The sequence below is a fragment of the Sulfurospirillum sp. genome, assembly GCF_036802865.1.
Classification (GTDB): Bacteria; Campylobacterota; Campylobacteria; order Campylobacterales; family Sulfurospirillaceae; genus Sulfurospirillum.
In genome coordinates, this window is record NZ_DAIRVK010000001.1 from 108,569 (window position 1) to 128,856 (window position 20,288).

Sequence of the window (20,288 nt, forward strand, 5' to 3'; positions counted from 1 at the left end):
TCTTAACTCGTCGTAAACTTTCGCTCTTTTAATCCCCTCTAAGGAATATTAAGCTATTATAGCTGTTTTCTAATGCTAGAGGGGGATATTTCCCCATTAGATTTTAGAATAAATACAAGGAGTAAGCATGCCGAAAATGAAAACGGTACGCGGCGCAGCAAAGCGTTTTAGAGCTGGTAAGAACAGGATCAAAAGAGGGGCAGCCTTTAGAAGTCATATTCTTACTAAAAAACCAACGAAAAGAATGCGTGGTTTGAAAGTTGCTAAATCTGTTGATGCACGTGATGAGAAGTCCGTTAAATTAATGCTTTGTAAAGCGTAATTTAAAAAGAGTTTTTGACAAGAGTCATTCACCCTACATGTAATGTTCCCCTCATTATGAGGGCAAGTTCCCTAGTGGGACACCGACATTGATTTATTTGGTCAAGGAGACACCATGGCAAGAGTAAAAACAGGTATCGTCAGAAGAAGACGTCACAAGAAAATTTTAAAGATGGCAAGAGGCTTCTTTAGTGGAAGAAGAAAACACTTTAGAAAAGCGAAAGAGCAAATTGAGAGAAGTTTAGTTTATGCATTCCGTGATAGAAGACAAAAGAAAAGAGATTTTAGAAGACTTTGGATCACACGTATTAACGCAGCATGCAGACTTAACGACATCAGCTACTCACGTTTCATCAATGCTCTAAATAAAGCAAATATTAATTTAGACAGAAAGATTCTTGCAGATATGGCGATGAATGACCCTGAAGCCTTTGCAACTGTTGTAAAACAAGCAAAAGCAGCGCTTTAATAACTAAGACTAGATGATAGGTATTTCTATCATCTAGTCTCTCTCCTTTTAATTTCCCCTATACTATCAATCATTTTATAATTAAAAAATCTATATTTCAGCACGTATATTCAAATTAAACATAAACAATTAAAAAGTTAGTAGCAAAGAAGTGCGTAAGGATATTATCCTTACGCGAAAGAGATGCCTATTTAGAGGGCTGAATATCACTTTTCTTCGGATAAATGAAGATGGTGTGGCGTTCAACAACAATTTTTTCTTTTGCATCAGTGGCAAATGCTTTAATATAAATAGGTAGATCTTCACCTTCAACCTTAAGTTCTTTTGGTACTGAAACAAGAATAACCACTTTTTTTACTTTTTCACCGGCACTGAGCAAGAAAGGTTCACTTGGTTTATCAATTTTGATATCACTATTGGAGACATCAAAATAATACAAATGATCTTTTGAATCTGTATTTTGGAACAAGAATGTATAAACATTTTCAACAGTTTTCCCATCGTCACCCATTTTATAGAGTTGGCTAGTGCGATTAATATTTAAGAGCATATATTCTTTTTGTGTACCCATAGCAAAAAGTCCAACGAGTGCAAGGCTAAGTGCAACTATATACGCAATCGTTCTAAAACGGAAGTATTCTGTTTTAGTCCCTTTTTCGACAGCATTAGAGCTTGTCCATGTAATTAATGAAGGTTTACCTAGCTTTTCCATAACAGGAGTACAGGCATCGGCGCATTCTAGGCAGTTAATACATTCAAGTTGCATTCCTTTACGAATATCAATGTGTGTTGGACATACGCGTACGCATGCTTCACATCCCGTACAATCGTCCGTTGCCAAAGGAGGTTTATTGCTTAATTTAATACCTTTAGCATCAAAAATTTGACCTCCACGTTTTTCATCATAAATGGTTTGTATTGTGTTTTCATCAAAGAGTGCTGATTGTATACGAGCATAAGGACAGATATAGACACAAAAATTCTCTTTGAGTGCAACAATGTCATAAACTAAAAAAACTGTGATGCAAATCAGAAAGCCATACATTACACTGTTGTCAAGAGGGCTTTTGAGGTATACAAAAAAATCTTCAGGGGGTATAAAATACCATAAAAAATTTGACGCTGCAAGAAGTGCTAAACAACCCCAAATAAGAATGGCAAAAAAGCGTTTAAAGAATTGATTTTCAGGCTCTTTTTGTTTGTTGTGGATGTTTTTCCTAATACCTAATAGTTTTGTCTGAATAAGATCACGGAAGAGAACTCTAAAAATAGTTTGAGGGCAAGACCAACCGCACCAAACGCGACCACCAAGTGTTGTTATAAAAAAGATGCCTAAGAAAAATAACATGATAACAAAAGGCATTAAGTAAAGCTCTTGCATATCAAAAGTGGTAAAAAGAAGATGCAGCTGTTTTTTATCAAAACTAAGTAAAAAAAAGTGTTTACCTTCTATTGTAATAAATGGCAAAATAAGAGAAATTAACGTAATAATGCCAAAACTAATATAGCGTTTCAATCTATAATAAATAGGTTGAACTGAACAATCGCTATTGCAATTCATAGTGTATTCCTTCTGTTTGATCTGTTGGTTGTTTTATGAGTGAGCACTCTTTATCAACATTAGATTTTGTAAGTGATAGTGGTTGTTTTTGAGATGATTGGAGCAGGGTTATTTTTGCTTTTACAAGCTCTTTCAAGCCCCGTGAATTAACATAATCTTTTAATGATGTACGGCTTACTTGTAAAATCTTTGCAATTTCACTAATTGATGTACGATTTTCAAGAAGCTCTATGACTTGAGGACGATATGTGTCAAATTTTGATTTGGACATTCGACCTTTTGGTCTTCCTTGGGTTTTTTCCTTATCGAGCTTTTTATTGAGTTCTCGCTGTTTGACAAGTAAATCAAGTAAAACTAAGGGTTTTGAGTCAACATGAATACAGACATTAACATCAGCAATGTGGACAGAAATGGAACGTGTGAGTAAACATTCAAAAATTTTGACCAATTCTTCAACATTTCTTGAAAAAGTAAAAAGATCAAAAATAATAATATGATCATATTTTGAGAGGGAGCGTAAGAAACCTTTAAACTCTTTACGCTCTTCGAGTTCAAGCGCAGGATCAGAGTTTTCAATCTCTGTTGTGTCAATTATGACATCATGGTGATGCGCATATTTTAAAATCTGTTTTTGTTGAATGATGATGGGGAAATCATCACTCCTATTTTTTAAAAGGACAATATTCATAAAAATGTCACCTTTTTATCATTTATATGAGCGAAAGTATACAGCTAATGACGTAAAAAGTCAATGATAAAATGATTTTTTACGTCATTAATCTTTTGCAAAATAGTATTCATAAAAAATAATTACATAGTTTAAGCTTATATGTAAACGTAGTTGGGTACAATGCATCCCTAAATTCATCAGAAAGGTGGTGGATAGAGTATGCCAGGAATTAAAGTACATCCTAACGACTCGTTTGACGAAGCGTATAGAAAGTTTAAAAAACAAGTTGATCGTAACCTAGTTGTAACTGAAGTGCGTGCAAGACGTTTCTATGAAACAGCAACAGAAAAACGCAAAAAAGATAAAATTAGTGCTCGCAAAAAACAGTTGAAAAGACTTTATATGCTTCGCCGTTACGAGTCGAGACTCTAACACACACAGCCAAGAAGTTAGCTTCTTGGCTTCTCTTCTTCATTCTTCAAAAAATTTCTCAAAATAAACTAAACAAACCTATGATAACATGAATGCAAATATATTTCTCTTTGTTAGCAAAAAGGTTACGAGATGGATAAAAAACTAACCGTTATTGAGGCGGCAAAGCTATTGGGCGTGAGTAAAGAGGCTATCTATAATCGGTTGCGAAGAGGGTCGTTACAAAGTGTTGTTGAAAATGGAGTAAAGTACATCTTACTAACAAAAAATAGCATTAAAGAAGGCTCAAGTACCCGTAAATTGGAAAGTAGTACTGATAGTGCATATGTAGAACTGCTAAAAATACAACTTGAAGAGATGAAGCTTAAGAACGAAAAGCTTGAATCCGATAAAGAGCGTCTTATTTCGGATAAAGAACGTTTATTGATAGAATCAAAAGAAAAAATTGAAATGATTTACAAAGAAAGAGATGAACAACTCAAAGCTATTCTTTCGTTAGCAAATCGACAAATTACACACACTGGAAATGAAACAGGAACAGCTACTACGCCTGCGGTGAATATGCCTACACCAAAAAATACCATCGTTACACCTTTTTCTTTTGAAGAAGCGGATGTTCTTGATGAAGATGAAGAGAATGGTGTCGTGGAAGATACGTTTGAGTCGTATAGTGATTGGAGAGATTTGCGCAGTTATCTCAAAGAAAAGGGATTTTCAAAAAAAGAGAAGCAACACATCAGTGATAGGATAGGGAAAAAAGTAGGTCAGTTGAATGACGTCATGGATAAAAATGGCAAGCTTTTTATTAAAAAAGGGAAAAAACTTAAAGAGATTCTAGGAGAATAAAAGATAATGCGTTACATTCGTACAATTTCAGATTATATGATCGCGGGTGGTATTGGTGTTATGGTTATTGCAAGCATGCAAGGCTGTGATCAAAAAGATGGGAATAAAAATGCACTTTCTGATGCGGCTAAAACACAAGGCGCATTGGTGATCGTTGATGAAATTTCTCCTGGACAGTATAAAATTGCAGAGGAGTACCCTAGTTCCACGACACGTGTAATTGTACGAAAACCTGATGGAAGTGAGCGTATTTTAACACAAACGGAAATTGATGCTTTGGTACAAGAAGAGGCTAAAAAGATTGACAATAACACATCTGCACTTACCAACTCCAGCATTGGCTCTGGTCAAATGGGATTGGGAGGAATTCTTCTCTCCAGCATCGCAGGTGCAATGATTGGTAGTTGGATAGGTGGAAAACTTTTCAATAACCCAACATATCAAAACCAAAGAGCTACTAGTTATTCAAGTCCACAGGCATACTCGCGAAGCTCAACAAGCTTTAACAAACCGATGTCTACCTCAACTACCAGTAGTGGCGTAACTAAAAGCAGTGGTTATTTTGGTTCAGGCTCTGGAAGTAGCAGTAGTTCATCGAGTGGCACATCAAGTTCAAGTACCCCACCAAGTTCAGGAAGTTAATTATGTTACATATAGAAAAAATTAAACCGTTAAGTAAAGAATTTTTAGAATCTATTGGATTTTATTGGCATACAGATGCAGATCAAACATCGTATATTGCTGATGAGTTGGTGCTTGTAACAAATAATGAGGTTGAAGCTTATTATAAAGCTGCAAATGACCTTTACGATATGTTTGCAGAAGCAGGGCAGTATGTGATTGATAACAATCTTTTTCATGAACTCAATATTCCTTTTAATTTAGTGGAGCTTATTAAAAATTCTTGGGATAATGATGTACATTGGCATTTGTATGGTCGTTTTGATTTTGCAGGAGGAATTGATGGAAAGCCTATCAAACTCATAGAATTTAACGCAGACACCCCAACATCATTGTATGAAACAGCCATCATTCAATGGGCGATGCTCAAGGCTAATGGTATGGATGAAGCAAAGCAATTTAATACAGTTTTTGAAGCACTCAAAGAAAACTTCAAACGCCTTGTAGTTCTTGGAGGAAATACCGAAGATTTTTCTAAATATTATGATGGTTGGAAAATTCTTTTTTCTTCTATTCGAGGGAATATTGAAGATGAAAATACAACAAGGTTGCTTCAATCAGCCGCCAATGAAGCTGGCTTTCATACAGACTTTGCCTATGTAGATGAGGTTGGATTTAATGGGCAGGAAGGTATTTTTAAAGGGGATGATAATTTTGAATTTTGGTTCAAACTAATTCCTTGGGAAAATATCGCGATAGAAGAGGGCGATTTAGCACTTTTGTTGAATGAAATAGTCCAAGAACAACGTGCCATTATTTTGAATCCTGCGTATACGCTTTTGTTTCAAAGTAAAGCGTTTATGAAAGTGTTGTGGGATCTTTTCCCAAATCATCCACTCTTGTTAGAGACATCGTATGTGCCACTTAAGGGCAAAAAGCAGGTTGAAAAAAGAGCTTTTGGTCGAGAAGGGGCTAACACGGTTATTTATGATGATGCTATGGCTGTTATTGCTAAAACAGATGGTGAATATGGCAATTATAAACCTATATACCAAGAATATGTAGAACTTCCTACCGATAGTGCAGGTAAATCATACCAAGCAGGTGTTTTCTTTGCTTATGAAGGGTGTGGACTTGGCTTTAGAAGAGGAGGGCTCATTATGGAGAACTTTTCAAAATTTGTGGGACACCGTATAAAGGACTAAAGAATGAAAATTGTTTTTTTAGATGCCAAAACATTGGGTGATGATGCGGATTTGAGCATTTTTCAGCAGTTTGGAGTATTTGAAGCCTTTGATACAACCGTTATGTCCCAAAGAATCGAGCATATTGGCGATGCAAAGATCGTATTGACTAATAAAGTCATTATTGATAAAGAAGTTATGGATGCATGCCCTAATTTAGGGCTTATTTGCATTACTGCTACAGGTATGAATAATGTGGATTTAGTGTATGCGAAGCAAAAAGGTATCGTCGTTAAAAATGTTGCTGGTTATTCGACAGCATCTGTAGCACAAACTACGTTTATGCTTGTGTTGGAGCTTTTAGGGCATTGTGCTTATTATGCTCAGTATGTCGCATCGGGTGAATGGACGAAAAGCTCAATTTATACACATATAGATCGCCCATTTGGGGAGATTAAAGGGAAGCGTTGGGGTATCATTGGACTAGGAACGATTGGCAGAGAAGTTGCTAAAATCGCTACTGCTTTTGGGGCTCATGTGGTTTACTATTCAACCAGTGGTGTAAATAGTGACAGCTTGTATGAACGTGTTCGTTTAGAGGAAATGATGCAAACATGTGATGTTATCTCTATTCACGCACCGCTCAATGAAAATACTCAAAATTTAATTACTAAAGAGCAGTTGAATTTGATGAAAAAAGGTGCGATACTTGTCAATGTAGGGCGTGGTGGTATTGTGAATGAGGTAGATCTTTTAGAGGTCATTGATGTTAAAGAGATTTTTGTAGGGCTGGATGTATTGAGTGTTGAGCCAATGATAGAAAATCATCCACTTTTGCATGTAAAGTATCCTGAACGACTCATTATCACGCCACATGTTGCATGGGCAAGTATTGAAGCTAGAACGGAACTTATCCGTTTAGTGGGTGAAAATATTAAAGAATTTTTAAGACAATAAGGAGAATAAATGGCAAAAGAACATAGTTTCGATATTACAGCTGAGATCGATAAGCAAAAGTTTAAAGACGCTTACGAACAAGCTAAAAAAGTGATTACCAATCGATGGGATTTTAAGGGCATTACATGTGAGTTTGATCACAATGAAAAAGCAAAAACGGTTACATTGCTTACGACCAGTGATGCTAAAGCAGATGCTATGGTTGAGGCATTAATTTCTGAATCCATTAAGCGTGAGATTTCTTCTAAGGCACTTAAAGAGACAAAACGTGAGGTCGCAGGTGGCAATAAAACGAAAGTAACGGTCAGTATTGTGGATGCCATTTCCAGTGATGATGCTAAAAAAATTGTTAAAGAGATTAAAGAGCTCAAACTCAAAGTGCAAGCTTCAATTCGTGGGGATGTTGTACGTGTTGAGGGTAAGGCAATTGATGATCTGCAAGAGGCGATTAAAGCCATTCGCGGATGCGATTTTGATTTTCCTGTAAATTTTACGAATCTCAAGTAACACATGGATCAAATCCCACCCATTATTGAAATAATCCCCAAAATAAGGGGGTTTTGGTGTCGTATTGTTATGTTTTGCCTGTATGGGGCACTTGCGTATGCACCTTCTTTGGTAGGGATTTGGATAGGCTATGTATACAATATTTTGATAGGTATCGCTTTCTTTCTTTTTTTAACACTGGTCAGTGGTGTAATAAGCTCTAAAATGCGTATAGCATCTATTCCTTTCGAACAGAGAGAAATGAGCTATTCAACGATGGCAATTGTCAAATGGTATCTGGCTAAAAACATTTGTTTAAAAAACTAAACTATACTTTAGATGTATAAAGAAATATCAAGTGAGAATGAATGCAATTTAAAATAACCAGCGTTAGATTGAGTGTTATCGTAGCGATTTTTTTAGTCCTTTTTGATAATGTCTCTTTTTTCAAACATGTGACAGATGTGTACGAAGTTTCTATGTCAAATTTAGGCTTTTTATTTTCATTGGGGGTTATTTTAACAACTGTTATTGCATTGTTAGTAACGTTACTTAGTTCGCGTTATACCCTAAAACCATTACTTATAATGTTTTTATTACTGGCTTCGGTGACTAATTATTTTATGAATACGTACAACGTTATTCTTGATGATACGATGATTCAAAATGCTATGGAAACCAATGCTAATGAGTCTATGGACCTTATCAATTTGAAGCTTTTAGGTTATTTTTTCTTTTTAGGAGTTATACCTTCTCTTCTTATTTACCGGGTACCTGTTGTTTATGGAAGTTTCAAAGAAGAAGTTTGGGGCAAAATAAAAAGCATTGCAATCGCGCTTGTTATTATTATGGTCATGTTGTTTGCCTTTAATCGTTTTTACACGTCATTTTTTAGAGAAAATAAGCCTTTACGTTATTACACCAATCCAACCTTTTGTCTCTACTCTTCAGGGAAGTATGCTTTAAATACGTTTTATAAAAAAGAGACAACGCTCAAACAAATTGGCTTAGATGCCAAAAAAATTGAGGATGGAATGCGTAAGCTCACGATTGTGGTTGTTGGTGAAGCTGCACGAGCCAATCGCTTTTCTCTCAATGGCTATGAACGAGAAACCAATCCTTTATTGAAACAAGAGGAGATCATCAATTTCTCTAATCTCTACTCTTGTGGGACATCTACTGCAATTTCAGTACCTTGTATGTTTTCTGGGTTGGAGCGTAAAAATTATACGGACAAAGAAGCGAAAGCAAGCGAAAATGTAATCGATGTCTTAAATCGTAGTGGTGCAAGTATTTTATGGAGAGATAATAACTCTGACTCCAAAGGTGTTGCATTACGCGTAACGTATCAGGACTACCGCTCAGCGGGGAACAATACTGTATGCGAAGATGAATGTCGTGATGAGGGGATGCTCGTTGGTTTGCAAGAGTATGTGAATGCGCAAAAAGGTGACGTGGTGATTGTTCTGCATCAAATGGGAAATCATGGACCTGCCTATTATAAGCGTTATCCGAAAGCTTTTGAAAAATTTACACCCACATGCCAGACAAATCAAGTAGAAAAATGTAGCGCAGAAGAGATTGGTAATGCCTATGATAATGCGATTTTATACACTGACTATTTTCTTTCCAAAACGATTGATTTTTTAAAACAGAATGATAAAAATTTTGAAACAGCGATGATTTATATGGCAGATCATGGTGAATCATTGGGGGAAAAAGGGCTTTATTTGCATGGTGTTCCTTATTTTATGGCACCTGATGAACAGACACATGTAGGTGCACTGATGTGGTTTGGCACTAAGAGTAAAGAGCGCATTGATAGTAAAGCTCTTGCGCAAAGAGCAAATCAAGCGTATTCACATGACAACCTTTTTCATACAATTCTAGGTGTTATGGGTGTGCAAACAGCACTTTATGATAAGACAAAAGATATACTAATATACCAAAAAAAATAAAGGCTTAGTGTGAGAAACCAACCCAAATATCACTTTTTTAAAAATACAACCTATGCGCTTAATGGGCTAAAAGATATGATTGCGAATGAGACTTCTTTTAAAATAGAGTTAATTTTGGTGCTCATTTTACTTCCTGTTTTGTGTGTACTCCCTCTGGATCTTTTATATAAACTTGTTATGTTTATTGCGCTTATGGGAATTCCTATGGCAGAGGCAATTAACAGTGCAATTGAGCGTGTGACCGACTTAGTAACACTGGAGTATCATGAGATGGCAGGGCGAGCTAAAGATGCAGGCAGTGCGGTTGTTTTTTTAAGTATTGCCATTTTTGTGGTTGTTTGGGGCTTTAGTTTGATTCATGCTTACATGTAAAGAGTCACAAGGCTAAAATAGCCTTGTGATAGAGCGTGTTAAAGAAAATTTTTAAAGACTGCGATAATGCCCCAGCCAAGAAAAATTACTACCCAAATAATCGTAATCGCAACCGTAGAATCTGCTAGTTTAGTAACCGTAGAATCTGCACTATAAACTCCTTTGGTTCGTCCTGCTCTCCATGCAAGGGTGAGCAAAAATCCAACTGCTGTAAATCCAACACCTACAAATGTTGACAAGAACATAACGACCGTTGGCCAGTCTATATTCATCGGATAGTCATAGATGGTATAGCCGTATTTGCTCATGATGTTCATACGAATAACTTCGCGAAGCGTTGAAATCAAGAGTGCTGTAACGACTAACACAAGGGTGATAACATAGCTGTTAATGCCTTTTGCTACCATCGCCAATAAGAGAAGTACAAAAAGAACAATGGCAATCACCAATGGATGGAAAGTCATGCCCAGTGTAAATGTCCACACTACAAAAAGTACGGCACTTAGAAGCAAGCCACCAAGCGCAACTTTTTGACCAAGGCTACGTGTAAATGCAATGTATTTTGCGCTGTAATCATCTCTTTTGGAAAAATAATCGGCATAATTTAACAAAAAGATACCCACAACTGGAGCGGAGAGGCTAACCATAAAGGCAAGTCGTATCACATCTATATGAAGGTTTGTGCCTGAATTATCCACAACGCCATTAGGAGCATACCAATTCATCCATTGATCCACTTGAATGGATTCATGCGCAAATGCATGCATTAAAACGCCCGCAACAATCAATGCAATAAGTGAGAGAATACCTGCAATGCCAGCAAAGGATGAATTACTCTTGTTGGCGTAGTAAAACCAATATAAAAGCGCATAACCCGCTAATAAAATATAGATAAATGCGACAACCCACAAACCAGAGAGCGTGTTTGTGACATACCAGTTTGGATCGTAAATAACTTGTGTAAACAAAAGTGGTGCAACGCCTAGTACAATAAGCATTGAGACGCTTATTTTCGAAACTTGAATCATATGGGATTCAAGAAGTTTCCAGTTATCATCGATATTTTTTTTCATATGTCCCACAATTGAAACAACCATGCCACCTAATGTCAGTAGAACAAAGGCGATATGCAATGCCCATGTGAGGATGTACAATGCTTGAAAGACAATGGGATAAAATGGTACTCCCGCTGGATCGCGTAGAGAATTTAACACTAAAGACATATCCATAGTTTTCTCCTATTAATTTTGAGTAGCAAGCCAAGCTGCTAGTGCTTTTGTTTCGTGCTCTGGTAATTTAATCGGAGGCATATAGCTAAATGTACCTGTAGCAATGACTTCATTGAGGACTACTTCTATGGTTGCTGCATCTTGCCCAGGGAATCGATCTGGCAATGGTCTATACGCAGCACCTTTCTCAAGTGCATGGCAATTTGAACACGCGAGTTTTGCGATTAATTTACCCGCTTCGAGTTGATTTTCAGGCGTAATTGTACGAAGCCTATCGGGAATAAATGGACTTACAGTGAGCAAACCTTTCTCCGCAATAATAGCCATCTCTGATTTGATATTTTTACCTGTAACATCTCGTCCAATGATTTGGTTACTGTAAACGTATCTGCCTGCAACATAAGGCTTACGCATACTCTCACGCATTTTTTCTCCTGGCCAAATACCCAAGACTAAAACAACTGCAAGCATTATCGTTGCAACAGGAACATTAATAATTCTTGGAAGAGCAAACGCTAAGAATAGATAAGCTGCAATAATCGAAACGGTGATGATTCTACTCATGCCATTGAGTGGCCATAATACAGTATGAAAAAGATCTAATGCACTTTGTGGCAAGGTTTGAACATACCAAAGAAAACTCATAAGAATGAGAAAACCACCACTCAATCCAATAAAAGCCAGTTTTCGGATGATTTCATTTTTTAAGGTAAGTTCTTTCAAGTTACCTGCAATCACAAAACCAACAACGGCAGACATAACGATCATAAAACCGATACGAATAAACATATGTGGGAATGTGTTGATACCAAAGAATGCATCACTGGCCGATCCTGTCTGATACCATACATCAGACCCAGGCCACATCATAAAGCTGATGATACCTATGATCAAAAAGAGCGTAGAAACGGAAGCGAGGGCAAACATATAGGTGATTTTGAGATGGGTTTTTCGATCGATTTTACCGATGGTATAAACCAACACAAAAACACCAATCACTTCAACAATAAAGAAGACCCATTCGGTTGCCCAGACCCAAACAAAGTTATGGATAAGAGCGCTAATACCACGAGGACTCGCAACCGTAGCAGTGTTCCAAATACCAGGACCCGTAATAGAGCCAACAACGTAAGAGAAGATCAATAAAAACATGCCATATTTTCGCATATATTCATACAACTCAGGTCTATCTTCCTTATAGGCTTTATGTGCTAAAAAAGCAAACAATAAAGCCGCACCCACAGACGTATGTGACGCCATAATGTGGATAGCACCCGTAATACCCATCAGCCAAGCTGAACCAATTTGCGGAAAATAGAATAGAGGATATAATCCAATGTATTCCACCTAACACCTCCTTTAAGATTATAATGGTGACATGAAAAAAGGTGCTTGAATGTAACGCAGAAAAAAGCTTAGTCTTTAAGCCTTGTTTGAGTAAAATTTTTCCGCGTTGCAACAAGCGCGTTGTGCTTACCCGATGTAGGTTTGGCGATCAACTCGGGTAAGCTGCACTTTAAAACTAAAAGTTTCCTTCTGTAAAACAATGACATAGCAGTGTTAATTTAATGTTAAATTTAGAAGTATAAAAAAGGTAGGTTACGTAAAGAGATACAAGTAGTTTAAAATGATAAGAGAGAAAAAGAGAAGCGAAGGGAAAAATTCCCTTCACAAAGATTATTTGATCGTAGAGATATAGCCAGCGAGAGCTTTAATATCATCAGGACTTAAGTTTTTAACTTGGGGTACCATCGTACCTTTTAAAGTACCGCCGTAAGTACCTTCTTTATAACCGTTAAGTGCAGCAATAATTTTATCACTGCTCCAGCCTGCAATAACTTGCGATTTGTTCAGTGCCGATTTTTCAGCTTTAGCCCCATGACAGGTTGCACAAGTTTTAAAAAGTGTCTCCGCATCTGCTGAAAAAATAGAGGTGGCACATACAAGACTTGCCAGAAATAATACCTTTTTCATTGTAACTCCTTATATAAATAATAGAAGAATTATATAGATTAAAAGTGAATGTATTGTGAAATAAAAAAGTAGTTATTTTAATTTATCGAAAACTTTGTATTTGTCCCAGTAGCTATCAAGAGCTTCTTGGAGTTCAGCGTCACTGAGGGTTGTTTTTTTCTTGATGCCAAAGCGATTAATGAGCCCATCAACCAAAATAGAATTTTCAACTTTTGGATTTTTAAGATAGTGGCTCATGGCACGTTTGACTTCGACCTCACTGCTGTATTTCAGCAAATATCGGTAAAAAAATTTGTCAATTTTAACCGCCATGTCTTCATGGCAAGGGATGCAATTTTTCTCATACACACCTGTTTTTGCACCAAGGCAAGAAGCGAAAAGTAGACAAATAAGAGCTTTTTTTACCATGTAATTCTCACTGTTGTTCCTTCTCCAAGGATTGAGTCTATATTTACCTGTAAAGTATATTCTTTAGCAATGGCGGCTACAATGCTAAGCCCTATCCCAAAACCTCCCACACTTCGATCAAAGCGTGAATAACGCTCAAAGACTTGATTGATTTTATTTTTTTCTATGCCTCTTCCACTATCTTTAATTTCAATGCTATTTTGGGTAAGGCATAGATGAATCATTCCGCCTATTTTATTGTATTTGATGGCATTAGAGAGAATGTTATCGAGCAGTTTTGCAACTTTTTTACGGTCAATTGTGAGTATGACACCCTCTTTAAGCTCAACACTTAGCTCAATTTTTTTAGATTCAAAGAGCAGTGAAAAGTACTCTAAACGCTCTTCAATGAGTAATTTTAGATCGACCTCAACATCTTGGGAGAGAATCTGATGTGATAGTACTAAATATGTGAGATCATCATAAAGATTGGCAATAGTTTTTGAGGCAATGGTAATACGTTTGATTTTTTTTGCCAAGCTTTCATCCAGTGTTTGTGTATCAATCATTTCGATATTAGAAAGAATGGCATTAACAGGAGTGTTAAGTTCGTGTGTAGTATCTTTAATGAAGCGATCCAAGAGTGAAATAGTGTCTTTCATGGGACGGAGTAAAAGACCCAGTAAAAAGTAACCTATAACCACTAAAATACTAAAAATAATAGCGCCATAAATTAAAAGTTTTCGAAAAACTTTCTTATCCCATGAATGTGGCGCATCAACTTCTATTGCAATGTAACGCGCACCCAGATAGTAAGATTCTAATTCTTTGATAAAGTAGATGTGATCGTTTTTAAGGTAAATATCTTCATACAGATTGACTTTAGGTGTACTGAGAGTTGAGAAAATTTGTTTGAGACTGCTATCATAAATGGCAGAGTTAAAACGCTCATCTCTAGGATACGTTTGTTCTTTGTCAAGGTTTACATGTAAAGATTTAAGTCGTACAATTTGCTCATTTGTAAGGTTTGAAAGGGCTTCTCTTTGGTTTTGAAGCATCAAGTCACGCTCCAAACCATAGTACAAAAAAGCTACGAACGCTAAAATGAGCAGTGCTAAAAAAGCGTAGAGAAACAAAAACGATCTTAGCGTTTTTTTCTCACGCGAGCGTAAATTGATATCCCAGTTTTTTAATGCTAACAATGCGATCCTTCCCCATAATTTTACGAAGGTTCTTAATGTACGTGCGAAGTGTATCGTCACTGCCTTGTTCGTCGTATTCCCATAAATGTGCCATAATCATCTCATGGCTAATGATTTCATTTTTCTTTTGTAAAAAGAGTTTGAGTAGTTTTGCCTCTTTATTTTGAAGTTTAATAACAGAATTATTAACTAACAGTTGGTTACTGAGTGAGTCATACTCTATGCCCTCATCAATGCCTATTTTAGGGTTAGGTGCGTGAAAAAACTCACGTTTCAAAATGGTTTCAATGCGAAAAAGAAGCTCTTTAAGTGCAAAAGGTTTACGCAAGTAGTCATCGCAACCACTCGCATAGCCGTGCTCTAAATCTTCGATGGCATTCAGTGATGTGAGAAAAATGGCAGGAGTTGTATTTCCTTCTTTACGCACTTTTGTGAGCAGATCAAAACCACTGATGGAAGGAACGTTGACATCCAGTAAGAAAAGATCAAAATGATGTTCATAGAGCATTTCTTCAGCTTCTTCTCCATCATAGGCAGGCGTGACATGATAGCCTTTAGACTCCAAAAATTCGCATACAGTTTCACTTAGATTTGTGTCGTCTTCTAAAAGAAGGAGTTTAGTTTTGGGCATTGGTTCTTCTTGTTTTATCTTCCTCATAGAGTGCTTTTTGCTCTTCACTCATAGTCTCTAAACGCTTATCCAGTTCTTGATACAAAAAAGTCTCTTTGTCTTGATCAATATAGCCAATCAATGCGATTAACTCTTCCGTACTCATTTCGCTAAAATCAGCTTTAGCGTACAGTGTAGTCAGTATGATCAAACAGGCAAAAAGAATTTTTAGCATTGTTATTTACGAACCTCGTTGATCCAAATGGAAAGACTTTTAATGACTTCTGCGGTTGCGGTATTAAAAGCTTCGGCAACTCCTTCGGCACCATTCGTGTTCGTAACATCTTTTTTGGAAGCGATCTTTATACTTCCTATCACTTCACCACTTTTAATCTCAACGACTCTAAAACGAAGGCTAACATGAACATAAGATGTGCCATTTTCTCTGAAAACCTCTTCAAAGTTCTGAAGTATGGGTTCTAGCACTAGATTATTGGATGCCATGGAAGTGCCTGACACAACAGAGTCAAAATGGTGTTGATCTTGCAGTGCTTCGGTAATAAGGTGTTGCAGTTTTAAAGGAGGTGTTTCACTCCATGTCCCGTATTTGTAAGGTTGCATAGCACCATCTTTTTTATATAAAATAGATCTCGTATTGAGTCCACTGGGTGAATCAATATAGGCTACTTTGATAACATCTTGGTTGTGGACACTAAAATGCTCTAAGTTAAGCATGGGCTCTAAGGTGTAATTGTAAGGCTTGAGGGTTGTTTCTTTAACGCTACAACCACTTAAAAATAAGAGTGCGGTAAGGGCTAAAAGTAGGTTTTTCATTGTCTTTCCTTTATCGTTCATTTGGAGCAGGTTTGATGGTCTCTTCTTTGAAGAGGATATCACTCGGGCTATCTTTGAGGTTCGTAACCAAATCTTTGGTTTCATTGACAAGTACGTGTAATTCTTGAAGTGTTTGTTGAAGAGGCATTAAATTTTCTTTCACTAAAATATCGACATCAAATGAGCCTTTGTCAATCTTTCGATTAAGACCTCCCATAACAGTCGTGACATTTAAAGCTGCTTCTCGTACTTTATTCATAGTATCAACACCTGTATTATCAACTGCTGAGGTAAAAGAATATGACATTTCTTTGATACCACTAGCGGCAGCAGTTGCTTCTTTGAGCAATTGATTAATTTCTTTATTATGGGCTTCGATATTTGCTAATGTTCGTTGTGTAGATTCTGCAATTTTTGCGCTATTTTCAATAATAATTTCAAGATTTTTAACATTTTTATCGCTCATAATACTTTCAGCTCGCTCAAAAATCATCTCAGCTTTAGTACTTAATGATGTTATCGTTTTATCGAGTCTTGAAAAAGTAGATGGACGCGAATAAATAATGCCGTATTCTTCCATTTTACCGCTAGTTTTGAGATCTTTTGCATCATTCGTACCGCCTTGGAGTTGAATAAAACTAAGCCCTGTAATACCTTGTGCTTCAATAACGGCATAAGTGTCTTCTTTGATGGGGGAATTATCTTGAACGCGAATGGTCACTAAGACCTCTTCTGCATTTTTTGGATTGATGGTAATGGTTCGTACTTCTCCAATTTGAACACCACGAAGCTTGACAGGGGCTTTTTCGTTTAGTCCTGAGACAGACTCTTTGGTAGCAACTCTATAAAATTTAAACGTTCCTTCGTCGGAATAATTTCCAAGCCAAAGAATTGAAAAAACACCTCCGATGAGCAATACAAAAATAAATGCACCTACTAAAATATAACTCAGTCTATTTTCCATTTTGGCCTCAACTTAAAAATTTTTTCAACTCATCGTTGGTTGTTTGTTTTAAAAGCTCCATAGTGCCTTCAAACAGTACAATTTTGTTCCCTAAAATCACAAAACGATCTAATACATTTGCAATCGTATCTTTATCGTGTGTCACCATAACCACGGTAATACCCAATGTATCGCGAAGGGTGAGAATAAGCTCGTCAAAAGCCCTCGCACTTTGTGGATCAAGCCCCGAGGTGGGTTCATCCAAAAAAAGTAGCTTAGGATCGAGGGCAAGGGCGCGTGCCAAGCCTGCTCTTTTTTTCATACCACCGCTAAGCTCAGAAGGGTACATATTCGCAACTTTAGGAGGAAGCCCTACCATTGAGAGTTTCATCAAAGCTGATTCTTCTATCAGCCAATCCGGTAGATCTGTGTACTCACGCATTGCAATGGTGACATTTTCTAAAATGGTTAAAGAGGTAAACAGAGCGCCAAATTGAAATAACACTCCCCATTTTTGTCTGAGCTTTTGTGCCATTTTCGATGAAGCAGTCTGTACGTCAGTTCCTAAAATAAGCATTTGTCCCGCACGGGTTTTTTGGAGCATAATCATTTCACGAAGCAGGGTTGTTTTCCCACTACCACTGCCGCCTAAAAGACCAAAAATTTCACCTTTTTGGATTTTAAAATTAATACCATCATGGATAACATTTCTGCCAAAAGTAGTAACGATATTTTTTGCTTCAATAATGACGTGATTTTTCATAAGCCCATCTCCGTAAGAAGTACAGAGATAATGGCATCTACGGCGATGACCCAAAAAATAGCATTGACAACACTGATTGTTGTGTATTTCCCAACACTCTCGGTACTACTATCAATCTGAAAACCACGAAAACAGCCGATGGTAGCAATGATACAGCCAAAAATAGGTGCTTTAATCAACCCTATGATGAGATGTTTAAGCGCTACTGTTTGTTTAATCCTGTCAATAAACTCAACAAAACTTACATCCAGTTTTGTTGTAGCGATAACCATGCCACCAAAAACAGAGATAATATCTGCAAAAAAGACCAAAAGAGGTAAAGAGATAATAAGTGCAAACAAACGAGGCAGGACTAAAAAATTCCATGGAGAAAAGCCCATAGAACTCATAGCATCGACTTCATCAGTTATTTTCATAACACCAATTTGTGCAGCATAGGCAGAAGCACTTCGTCCCGCGATAACGATAGCTGTCAAAAGAGGAGCCAGTTCGCGCACAGCCGAGATTGTAACCATCTCAACAATAAAAATATTAGCACCAAATTTTTCAAGTTGTGTTGCCCCTTGATACGCAATAACGATACCAATCAAAAAAGAGGTGAGTAAAATAATGGGAAGTGCCCCAGCACCACTTTGTTCGATATGATAAAGCGTTGCTTTAAGGCGAATGGTAAAAGGTTTAAAAAAAGCAGCTATAACAAAATGCGTTAGCTCTCCTGTAAACGCAAAGAAAGAAGAGAGAGTTTTATAGCCTTCAAATAGATCTTTCCCAACATTTTCAAGAAATGAGAGGATAAAAAGTTCTTTTTTTTCTTCAACTTTTTCTTTGGGATAATGCAGTTCGCAAATACTGAGAAGTTTTTCTAAAGATTCACTTGCTCCTATTTTAAAGATGGAGCAGCCTTGTGCTTCAAGTTTTTTAGTATGATGCAAAATTAGCATAATTCCATGTGTGTCAAAATCTGTGATTCCTGAAAGATCAAATGTGTAGCTTGCTTTGGGTTTGCACGTAAGAGTGCTGAATGCAAGGTCTAGTTTTTGAATCGATTCTTTAACCCAAACACCCTGCAATGAAACACTAAAACCTTCGTACGTTTGTGTTACATCCAGTGAGGGGAGTTTTTTCATGAAAGGACACCCTAATTTTTTGTTTATTATAACATAATTAGATTACTCAAAATGGCATAGAGTGGGTTTTGTCTTGGCATGTTATAATCTTACAAAAGAAGGAGTCGTCTATGCAAAAAATGCTCTTTTTAATTCTCATTTTATTGAGTGTTATGACTCACGCTAGTTCAAAGGAGGTATCTATGAAGTATGAAGTTGCAACAGTGGGTGGAGGTTGTTTTTGGTGCTTAGAAGCGGTTTTTGAAGAAACGCGAGGCGTTTTAGATGTTATCAATGGCTATGCCGGAGGGACTGTTTCCAATCCAACGTATGAGCAAGTGTGTAGTGGTGTAACCGGTCATGCTGAGGTAGTACAAATTACGTTTGATCCTACAATAATCTCTTACGATGAAATTTTGAAAATCTTTTGGCTCATCCATGATCCCACAACACTGAATCGCCAAGGAAATGATGTTGGAACACAGTATCGCTCTATTGTTTTTTACCACGATGAACATCAAAAAGAACAAGCAAAAGCTTCCATTAAAGCATTTTCTAACAAGTTTACAAAACCGATTGTGACAGAAGTAACACCTTTGGAAGAATTTTATAAAGCGGAAGCATACCATCAAGACTATTTTAAAAATAACCCCAATCAGGGCTATTGTGTTTTTGTTGTTTCGCCTAAAGTAAGTCATTTTAAACAAGAATATAAGGATTTGGTCAAGTAGCCAAATCCTTTAGATGAAAAGCTTAAAAAGTATGGATAAGTCCTCGTATGCCATCGATAAACATTTGAACGGACATCATTAAAAGAAGCATTCCCATCAGACGTTCAAGGGCGGAAAGTCCTTTTTCACGAAGAAGTTTATACAGCATAGGGGAAAGGTACATAATGAGTGCTGAGATAAACCACGCTAAAAGCAAAGCTATAAAAAGTTTTCCTATAGAATCTGAGTTAGATTTGCTGAGTACTAAAAGCGTTGCGAGTGTTGAGGGGCCTGCAATAAGTGGCATTGCGATAGGAACCATAAAAGGCTCTTTAGAGGTACCATAAAGTCCACTACTGCCTTCTTCTCCCGGGAAAATCATCTTGATGCCAATCACAAAAAAAATCACAGCACCAGCAATACGAACAGATTCTGTCTCCAGATGGAAAATGTTTAAAAAAAGCTCTCCTCCAAAGAGGAAGAGCATTAAAATACCAAGACCAAAAAGCATTTCACGGATAATAACAATTTTTTTTCGTTGCATCTCCACATCTTTGAGAATAGTGAGAATGACGGGAACTGCTCCAAAAGGATCAATCACAAAAAATAAAAGAATTGCCGTTGAAACAATAGAAAAATCAGCATTCATCCCT

At 36.9% G+C, this 20,288-nt stretch carries 26 protein-coding genes; 12 read left to right on the forward strand and 14 right to left on the reverse strand.

Annotation, left to right across the window (positions count from 1 at the left end; translation table 11 throughout):
* Positions 1 to 127: 127 nt before the first annotated feature.
* Both rpmI and rplT read left to right on the forward strand, forming a co-directional pair.
* The gene (rpmI, locus tag V7Q04_RS00555) at positions 128 to 322 is read left to right on the forward strand and encodes a 50S ribosomal protein L35 (RefSeq protein WP_037961427.1); all 195 of its coding nucleotides are present in this window, start codon (positions 128 to 130) and stop codon (positions 320 to 322) included.
* Between the two features lie 114 nt (positions 323 to 436).
* Positions 437 to 790 carry a 50S ribosomal protein L20 gene (gene rplT, locus V7Q04_RS00560; protein ID WP_333802976.1) on the forward strand — a complete coding sequence of 118 codons (354 nt, stop codon included), beginning with the start codon at positions 437 to 439 and terminating at the stop codon, positions 788 to 790.
* Between the two features lie 187 nt (positions 791 to 977).
* Here the strand turns inward: rplT and ccoG are convergent, their stop codons facing one another.
* Together ccoG and V7Q04_RS00570 are read right to left on the reverse strand one after the other, a co-directional pair.
* Positions 978 to 2,351 carry a cytochrome c oxidase accessory protein CcoG gene (ccoG, locus tag V7Q04_RS00565; protein WP_333802977.1) on the reverse strand — a complete coding sequence of 458 codons (1,374 nt, stop codon included), beginning with the start codon at positions 2,349 to 2,351 and terminating at the stop codon, positions 978 to 980.
* Entirely contained in the window at positions 2,338 to 3,039 is a 702-nt protein-coding gene (locus V7Q04_RS00570) for a recombinase family protein (RefSeq protein ID WP_333802978.1), read from the reverse strand. The genes ccoG and V7Q04_RS00570 overlap by 14 nt, the downstream gene beginning before the upstream one ends.
* A 201-nt stretch (positions 3,040 to 3,240) precedes the next feature.
* On the opposite strand from V7Q04_RS00570, the gene rpsU reads away from it, so the two are divergent.
* The 9 genes from rpsU to V7Q04_RS00615 all read left to right on the forward strand — a co-directional run bounded on the left by rpsU (position 3,241) and on the right by V7Q04_RS00615 (position 9,877).
* The gene (gene rpsU / locus V7Q04_RS00575) at positions 3,241 to 3,453 is read left to right on the forward strand and encodes a 30S ribosomal protein S21 (protein WP_025343347.1); all 213 of its coding nucleotides are present in this window, start codon (positions 3,241 to 3,243) and stop codon (positions 3,451 to 3,453) included.
* Between the two features lie 132 nt (positions 3,454 to 3,585).
* Positions 3,586 to 4,299 carry an integrase gene (locus tag V7Q04_RS00580; protein ID WP_333802979.1) on the forward strand — a complete coding sequence of 238 codons (714 nt, stop codon included), beginning with the start codon at positions 3,586 to 3,588 and terminating at the stop codon, positions 4,297 to 4,299.
* Positions 4,300 to 4,305: 6 nt separating this feature from the next.
* A complete protein-coding gene (locus tag V7Q04_RS00585; RefSeq protein WP_333802980.1) occupies positions 4,306 to 4,941 on the forward strand; it encodes a UPF0323 family lipoprotein in 636 nt (211 codons plus the stop codon).
* 2 nt (positions 4,942 to 4,943) lie between these two features.
* Positions 4,944 to 6,125, forward strand: coding sequence for a glutathionylspermidine synthase family protein (locus V7Q04_RS00590; protein ID WP_333802981.1), 1,182 nt, complete (start codon positions 4,944 to 4,946; stop codon positions 6,123 to 6,125).
* Positions 6,126 to 6,128: 3 nt separating this feature from the next.
* The gene (locus V7Q04_RS00595; protein ID WP_333802982.1) at positions 6,129 to 7,061 is read left to right on the forward strand and encodes a D-2-hydroxyacid dehydrogenase; all 933 of its coding nucleotides are present in this window, start codon (positions 6,129 to 6,131) and stop codon (positions 7,059 to 7,061) included.
* Positions 7,062 to 7,070: 9 nt separating this feature from the next.
* Positions 7,071 to 7,568 (forward strand): YajQ family cyclic di-GMP-binding protein, encoded by a 498-nt coding sequence (locus tag V7Q04_RS00600; RefSeq protein WP_333802983.1) that lies wholly within the window; start codon positions 7,071 to 7,073, stop codon positions 7,566 to 7,568.
* Between the two features lie 3 nt (positions 7,569 to 7,571).
* Entirely contained in the window at positions 7,572 to 7,874 is a 303-nt protein-coding gene (locus V7Q04_RS00605) for a hypothetical protein (protein WP_333802984.1), read from the forward strand.
* A 41-nt stretch (positions 7,875 to 7,915) separates the two neighbouring features.
* Entirely contained in the window at positions 7,916 to 9,505 is a 1,590-nt protein-coding gene (locus V7Q04_RS00610; RefSeq protein WP_333802985.1) for a phosphoethanolamine transferase, read from the forward strand.
* Positions 9,506 to 9,514: 9 nt separating this feature from the next.
* Positions 9,515 to 9,877, forward strand: coding sequence for a diacylglycerol kinase (locus tag V7Q04_RS00615; RefSeq protein WP_333802986.1), 363 nt, complete (start codon positions 9,515 to 9,517; stop codon positions 9,875 to 9,877).
* Between the two features lie 38 nt (positions 9,878 to 9,915).
* On the opposite strand, the gene V7Q04_RS00620 is transcribed toward V7Q04_RS00615, so the two are convergent.
* From V7Q04_RS00620 to V7Q04_RS00670, 11 genes are all read right to left on the reverse strand, one after another.
* The gene (locus V7Q04_RS00620; protein WP_333802987.1) at positions 9,916 to 11,106 is read right to left on the reverse strand and encodes a hypothetical protein; all 1,191 of its coding nucleotides are present in this window, start codon (positions 11,104 to 11,106) and stop codon (positions 9,916 to 9,918) included.
* A 12-nt stretch (positions 11,107 to 11,118) separates the two neighbouring features.
* Positions 11,119 to 12,453: a c-type cytochrome gene (locus V7Q04_RS00625; protein WP_333802988.1), complete on the reverse strand. Its 1,335-nt coding sequence runs from the start codon at positions 12,451 to 12,453 to the stop codon at positions 11,119 to 11,121.
* A gap of 330 nt (positions 12,454 to 12,783) precedes the next feature.
* The gene (locus tag V7Q04_RS00630) at positions 12,784 to 13,080 is read right to left on the reverse strand and encodes a c-type cytochrome (RefSeq protein WP_333802989.1); all 297 of its coding nucleotides are present in this window, start codon (positions 13,078 to 13,080) and stop codon (positions 12,784 to 12,786) included.
* Positions 13,081 to 13,152: 72 nt separating this feature from the next.
* Complete coding sequence (locus V7Q04_RS00635; RefSeq protein ID WP_333802990.1) at positions 13,153 to 13,488, reverse strand: hypothetical protein; 336 nt, start codon at positions 13,486 to 13,488, stop codon at positions 13,153 to 13,155.
* Complete coding sequence (locus V7Q04_RS00640; RefSeq protein ID WP_333802991.1) at positions 13,482 to 14,669, reverse strand: sensor histidine kinase; 1,188 nt, start codon at positions 14,667 to 14,669, stop codon at positions 13,482 to 13,484. The genes V7Q04_RS00635 and V7Q04_RS00640 overlap by 7 nt, the downstream gene beginning before the upstream one ends.
* Positions 14,626 to 15,300, reverse strand: coding sequence for a response regulator transcription factor (locus V7Q04_RS00645; protein ID WP_333802992.1), 675 nt, complete (start codon positions 15,298 to 15,300; stop codon positions 14,626 to 14,628). The genes V7Q04_RS00640 and V7Q04_RS00645 overlap by 44 nt, the downstream gene beginning before the upstream one ends.
* Positions 15,287 to 15,514 (reverse strand): DUF1104 domain-containing protein, encoded by a 228-nt coding sequence (locus V7Q04_RS00650; RefSeq protein ID WP_333802993.1) that lies wholly within the window; start codon positions 15,512 to 15,514, stop codon positions 15,287 to 15,289. The genes V7Q04_RS00645 and V7Q04_RS00650 overlap by 14 nt, the downstream gene beginning before the upstream one ends.
* 2 nt (positions 15,515 to 15,516) lie before the next feature.
* Positions 15,517 to 16,113 (reverse strand): ABC-type transport auxiliary lipoprotein family protein, encoded by a 597-nt coding sequence (locus V7Q04_RS00655; RefSeq protein ID WP_333802994.1) that lies wholly within the window; start codon positions 16,111 to 16,113, stop codon positions 15,517 to 15,519.
* Positions 16,114 to 16,123: 10 nt separating this feature from the next.
* Positions 16,124 to 17,077, reverse strand: a complete 954-nt coding sequence (locus tag V7Q04_RS00660) for an MlaD family protein (RefSeq protein ID WP_333802995.1) — start codon at positions 17,075 to 17,077, stop codon at positions 16,124 to 16,126.
* 7 nt (positions 17,078 to 17,084) lie between these two features.
* Positions 17,085 to 17,819 carry an ABC transporter ATP-binding protein gene (locus tag V7Q04_RS00665; RefSeq protein WP_333802996.1) on the reverse strand — a complete coding sequence of 245 codons (735 nt, stop codon included), beginning with the start codon at positions 17,817 to 17,819 and terminating at the stop codon, positions 17,085 to 17,087.
* The gene (locus V7Q04_RS00670) at positions 17,816 to 18,946 is read right to left on the reverse strand and encodes an ABC transporter permease (protein ID WP_333802997.1); all 1,131 of its coding nucleotides are present in this window, start codon (positions 18,944 to 18,946) and stop codon (positions 17,816 to 17,818) included. Before V7Q04_RS00670 ends, V7Q04_RS00665 begins: the two co-directional genes overlap by 4 nt.
* Before the next feature lie 182 nt (positions 18,947 to 19,128).
* Here V7Q04_RS00670 and msrA point away from each other — a divergent pair, with 182 nt between their 5' ends.
* On the forward strand, positions 19,129 to 19,656 hold the full coding sequence (msrA, locus tag V7Q04_RS00675; RefSeq protein ID WP_333802998.1) for a peptide-methionine (S)-S-oxide reductase MsrA: 528 nt from the start codon (positions 19,129 to 19,131) through the stop codon (positions 19,654 to 19,656).
* Between the two features lie 22 nt (positions 19,657 to 19,678).
* On the opposite strand, the gene V7Q04_RS00680 is transcribed toward msrA, so the two are convergent.
* Positions 19,679 to 20,284, reverse strand: a complete 606-nt coding sequence (locus tag V7Q04_RS00680) for a YhgN family NAAT transporter (protein WP_333802999.1) — start codon at positions 20,282 to 20,284, stop codon at positions 19,679 to 19,681.
* Positions 20,285 to 20,288: the final 4 nt, after the last annotated feature.

Coding starts and splice junctions, on each gene's coding strand:
- V7Q04_RS00570 (WP_333802978.1), bottom strand. CDS start 3,039: ATGAATATTGTCCTTTTAAAAAATAGGAGTGATGATTTCCCCATCATC.
- V7Q04_RS00610 (WP_333802985.1), top strand. CDS start 7,916: ATGCAATTTAAAATAACCAGCGTTAGATTGAGTGTTATCGTAGCGATT.
- V7Q04_RS00655 (WP_333802994.1), bottom strand. CDS start 16,113: ATGAAAAACCTACTTTTAGCCCTTACCGCACTCTTATTTTTAAGTGGT.
- V7Q04_RS00630 (WP_333802989.1), bottom strand. CDS start 13,080: ATGAAAAAGGTATTATTTCTGGCAAGTCTTGTATGTGCCACCTCTATT.
- V7Q04_RS00670 (WP_333802997.1), bottom strand. CDS start 18,946: ATGAAAAAACTCCCCTCACTGGATGTAACACAAACGTACGAAGGTTTT.
- V7Q04_RS00590 (WP_333802981.1), top strand. CDS start 4,944: ATGTTACATATAGAAAAAATTAAACCGTTAAGTAAAGAATTTTTAGAA.
- V7Q04_RS00605 (WP_333802984.1), top strand. CDS start 7,572: ATGGATCAAATCCCACCCATTATTGAAATAATCCCCAAAATAAGGGGG.
- V7Q04_RS00680 (WP_333802999.1), bottom strand. CDS start 20,284: ATGAATGCTGATTTTTCTATTGTTTCAACGGCAATTCTTTTATTTTTT.
- msrA (WP_333802998.1), top strand. CDS start 19,129: ATGAAGTATGAAGTTGCAACAGTGGGTGGAGGTTGTTTTTGGTGCTTA.
- rplT (WP_333802976.1), top strand. CDS start 437: ATGGCAAGAGTAAAAACAGGTATCGTCAGAAGAAGACGTCACAAGAAA.
- V7Q04_RS00600 (WP_333802983.1), top strand. CDS start 7,071: ATGGCAAAAGAACATAGTTTCGATATTACAGCTGAGATCGATAAGCAA.
- rpsU (WP_025343347.1), top strand. CDS start 3,241: ATGCCAGGAATTAAAGTACATCCTAACGACTCGTTTGACGAAGCGTAT.
- V7Q04_RS00660 (WP_333802995.1), bottom strand. CDS start 17,077: ATGGAAAATAGACTGAGTTATATTTTAGTAGGTGCATTTATTTTTGTA.
- V7Q04_RS00665 (WP_333802996.1), bottom strand. CDS start 17,819: ATGAAAAATCACGTCATTATTGAAGCAAAAAATATCGTTACTACTTTT.
- rpmI (WP_037961427.1), top strand. CDS start 128: ATGCCGAAAATGAAAACGGTACGCGGCGCAGCAAAGCGTTTTAGAGCT.
- V7Q04_RS00595 (WP_333802982.1), top strand. CDS start 6,129: ATGAAAATTGTTTTTTTAGATGCCAAAACATTGGGTGATGATGCGGAT.
- ccoG (WP_333802977.1), bottom strand. CDS start 2,351: ATGAATTGCAATAGCGATTGTTCAGTTCAACCTATTTATTATAGATTG.
- V7Q04_RS00650 (WP_333802993.1), bottom strand. CDS start 15,514: ATGCTAAAAATTCTTTTTGCCTGTTTGATCATACTGACTACACTGTAC.
- V7Q04_RS00580 (WP_333802979.1), top strand. CDS start 3,586: ATGGATAAAAAACTAACCGTTATTGAGGCGGCAAAGCTATTGGGCGTG.
- V7Q04_RS00620 (WP_333802987.1), bottom strand. CDS start 11,106: ATGGATATGTCTTTAGTGTTAAATTCTCTACGCGATCCAGCGGGAGTA.
- V7Q04_RS00635 (WP_333802990.1), bottom strand. CDS start 13,488: ATGGTAAAAAAAGCTCTTATTTGTCTACTTTTCGCTTCTTGCCTTGGT.
- V7Q04_RS00645 (WP_333802992.1), bottom strand. CDS start 15,300: ATGCCCAAAACTAAACTCCTTCTTTTAGAAGACGACACAAATCTAAGT.
- V7Q04_RS00585 (WP_333802980.1), top strand. CDS start 4,306: ATGCGTTACATTCGTACAATTTCAGATTATATGATCGCGGGTGGTATT.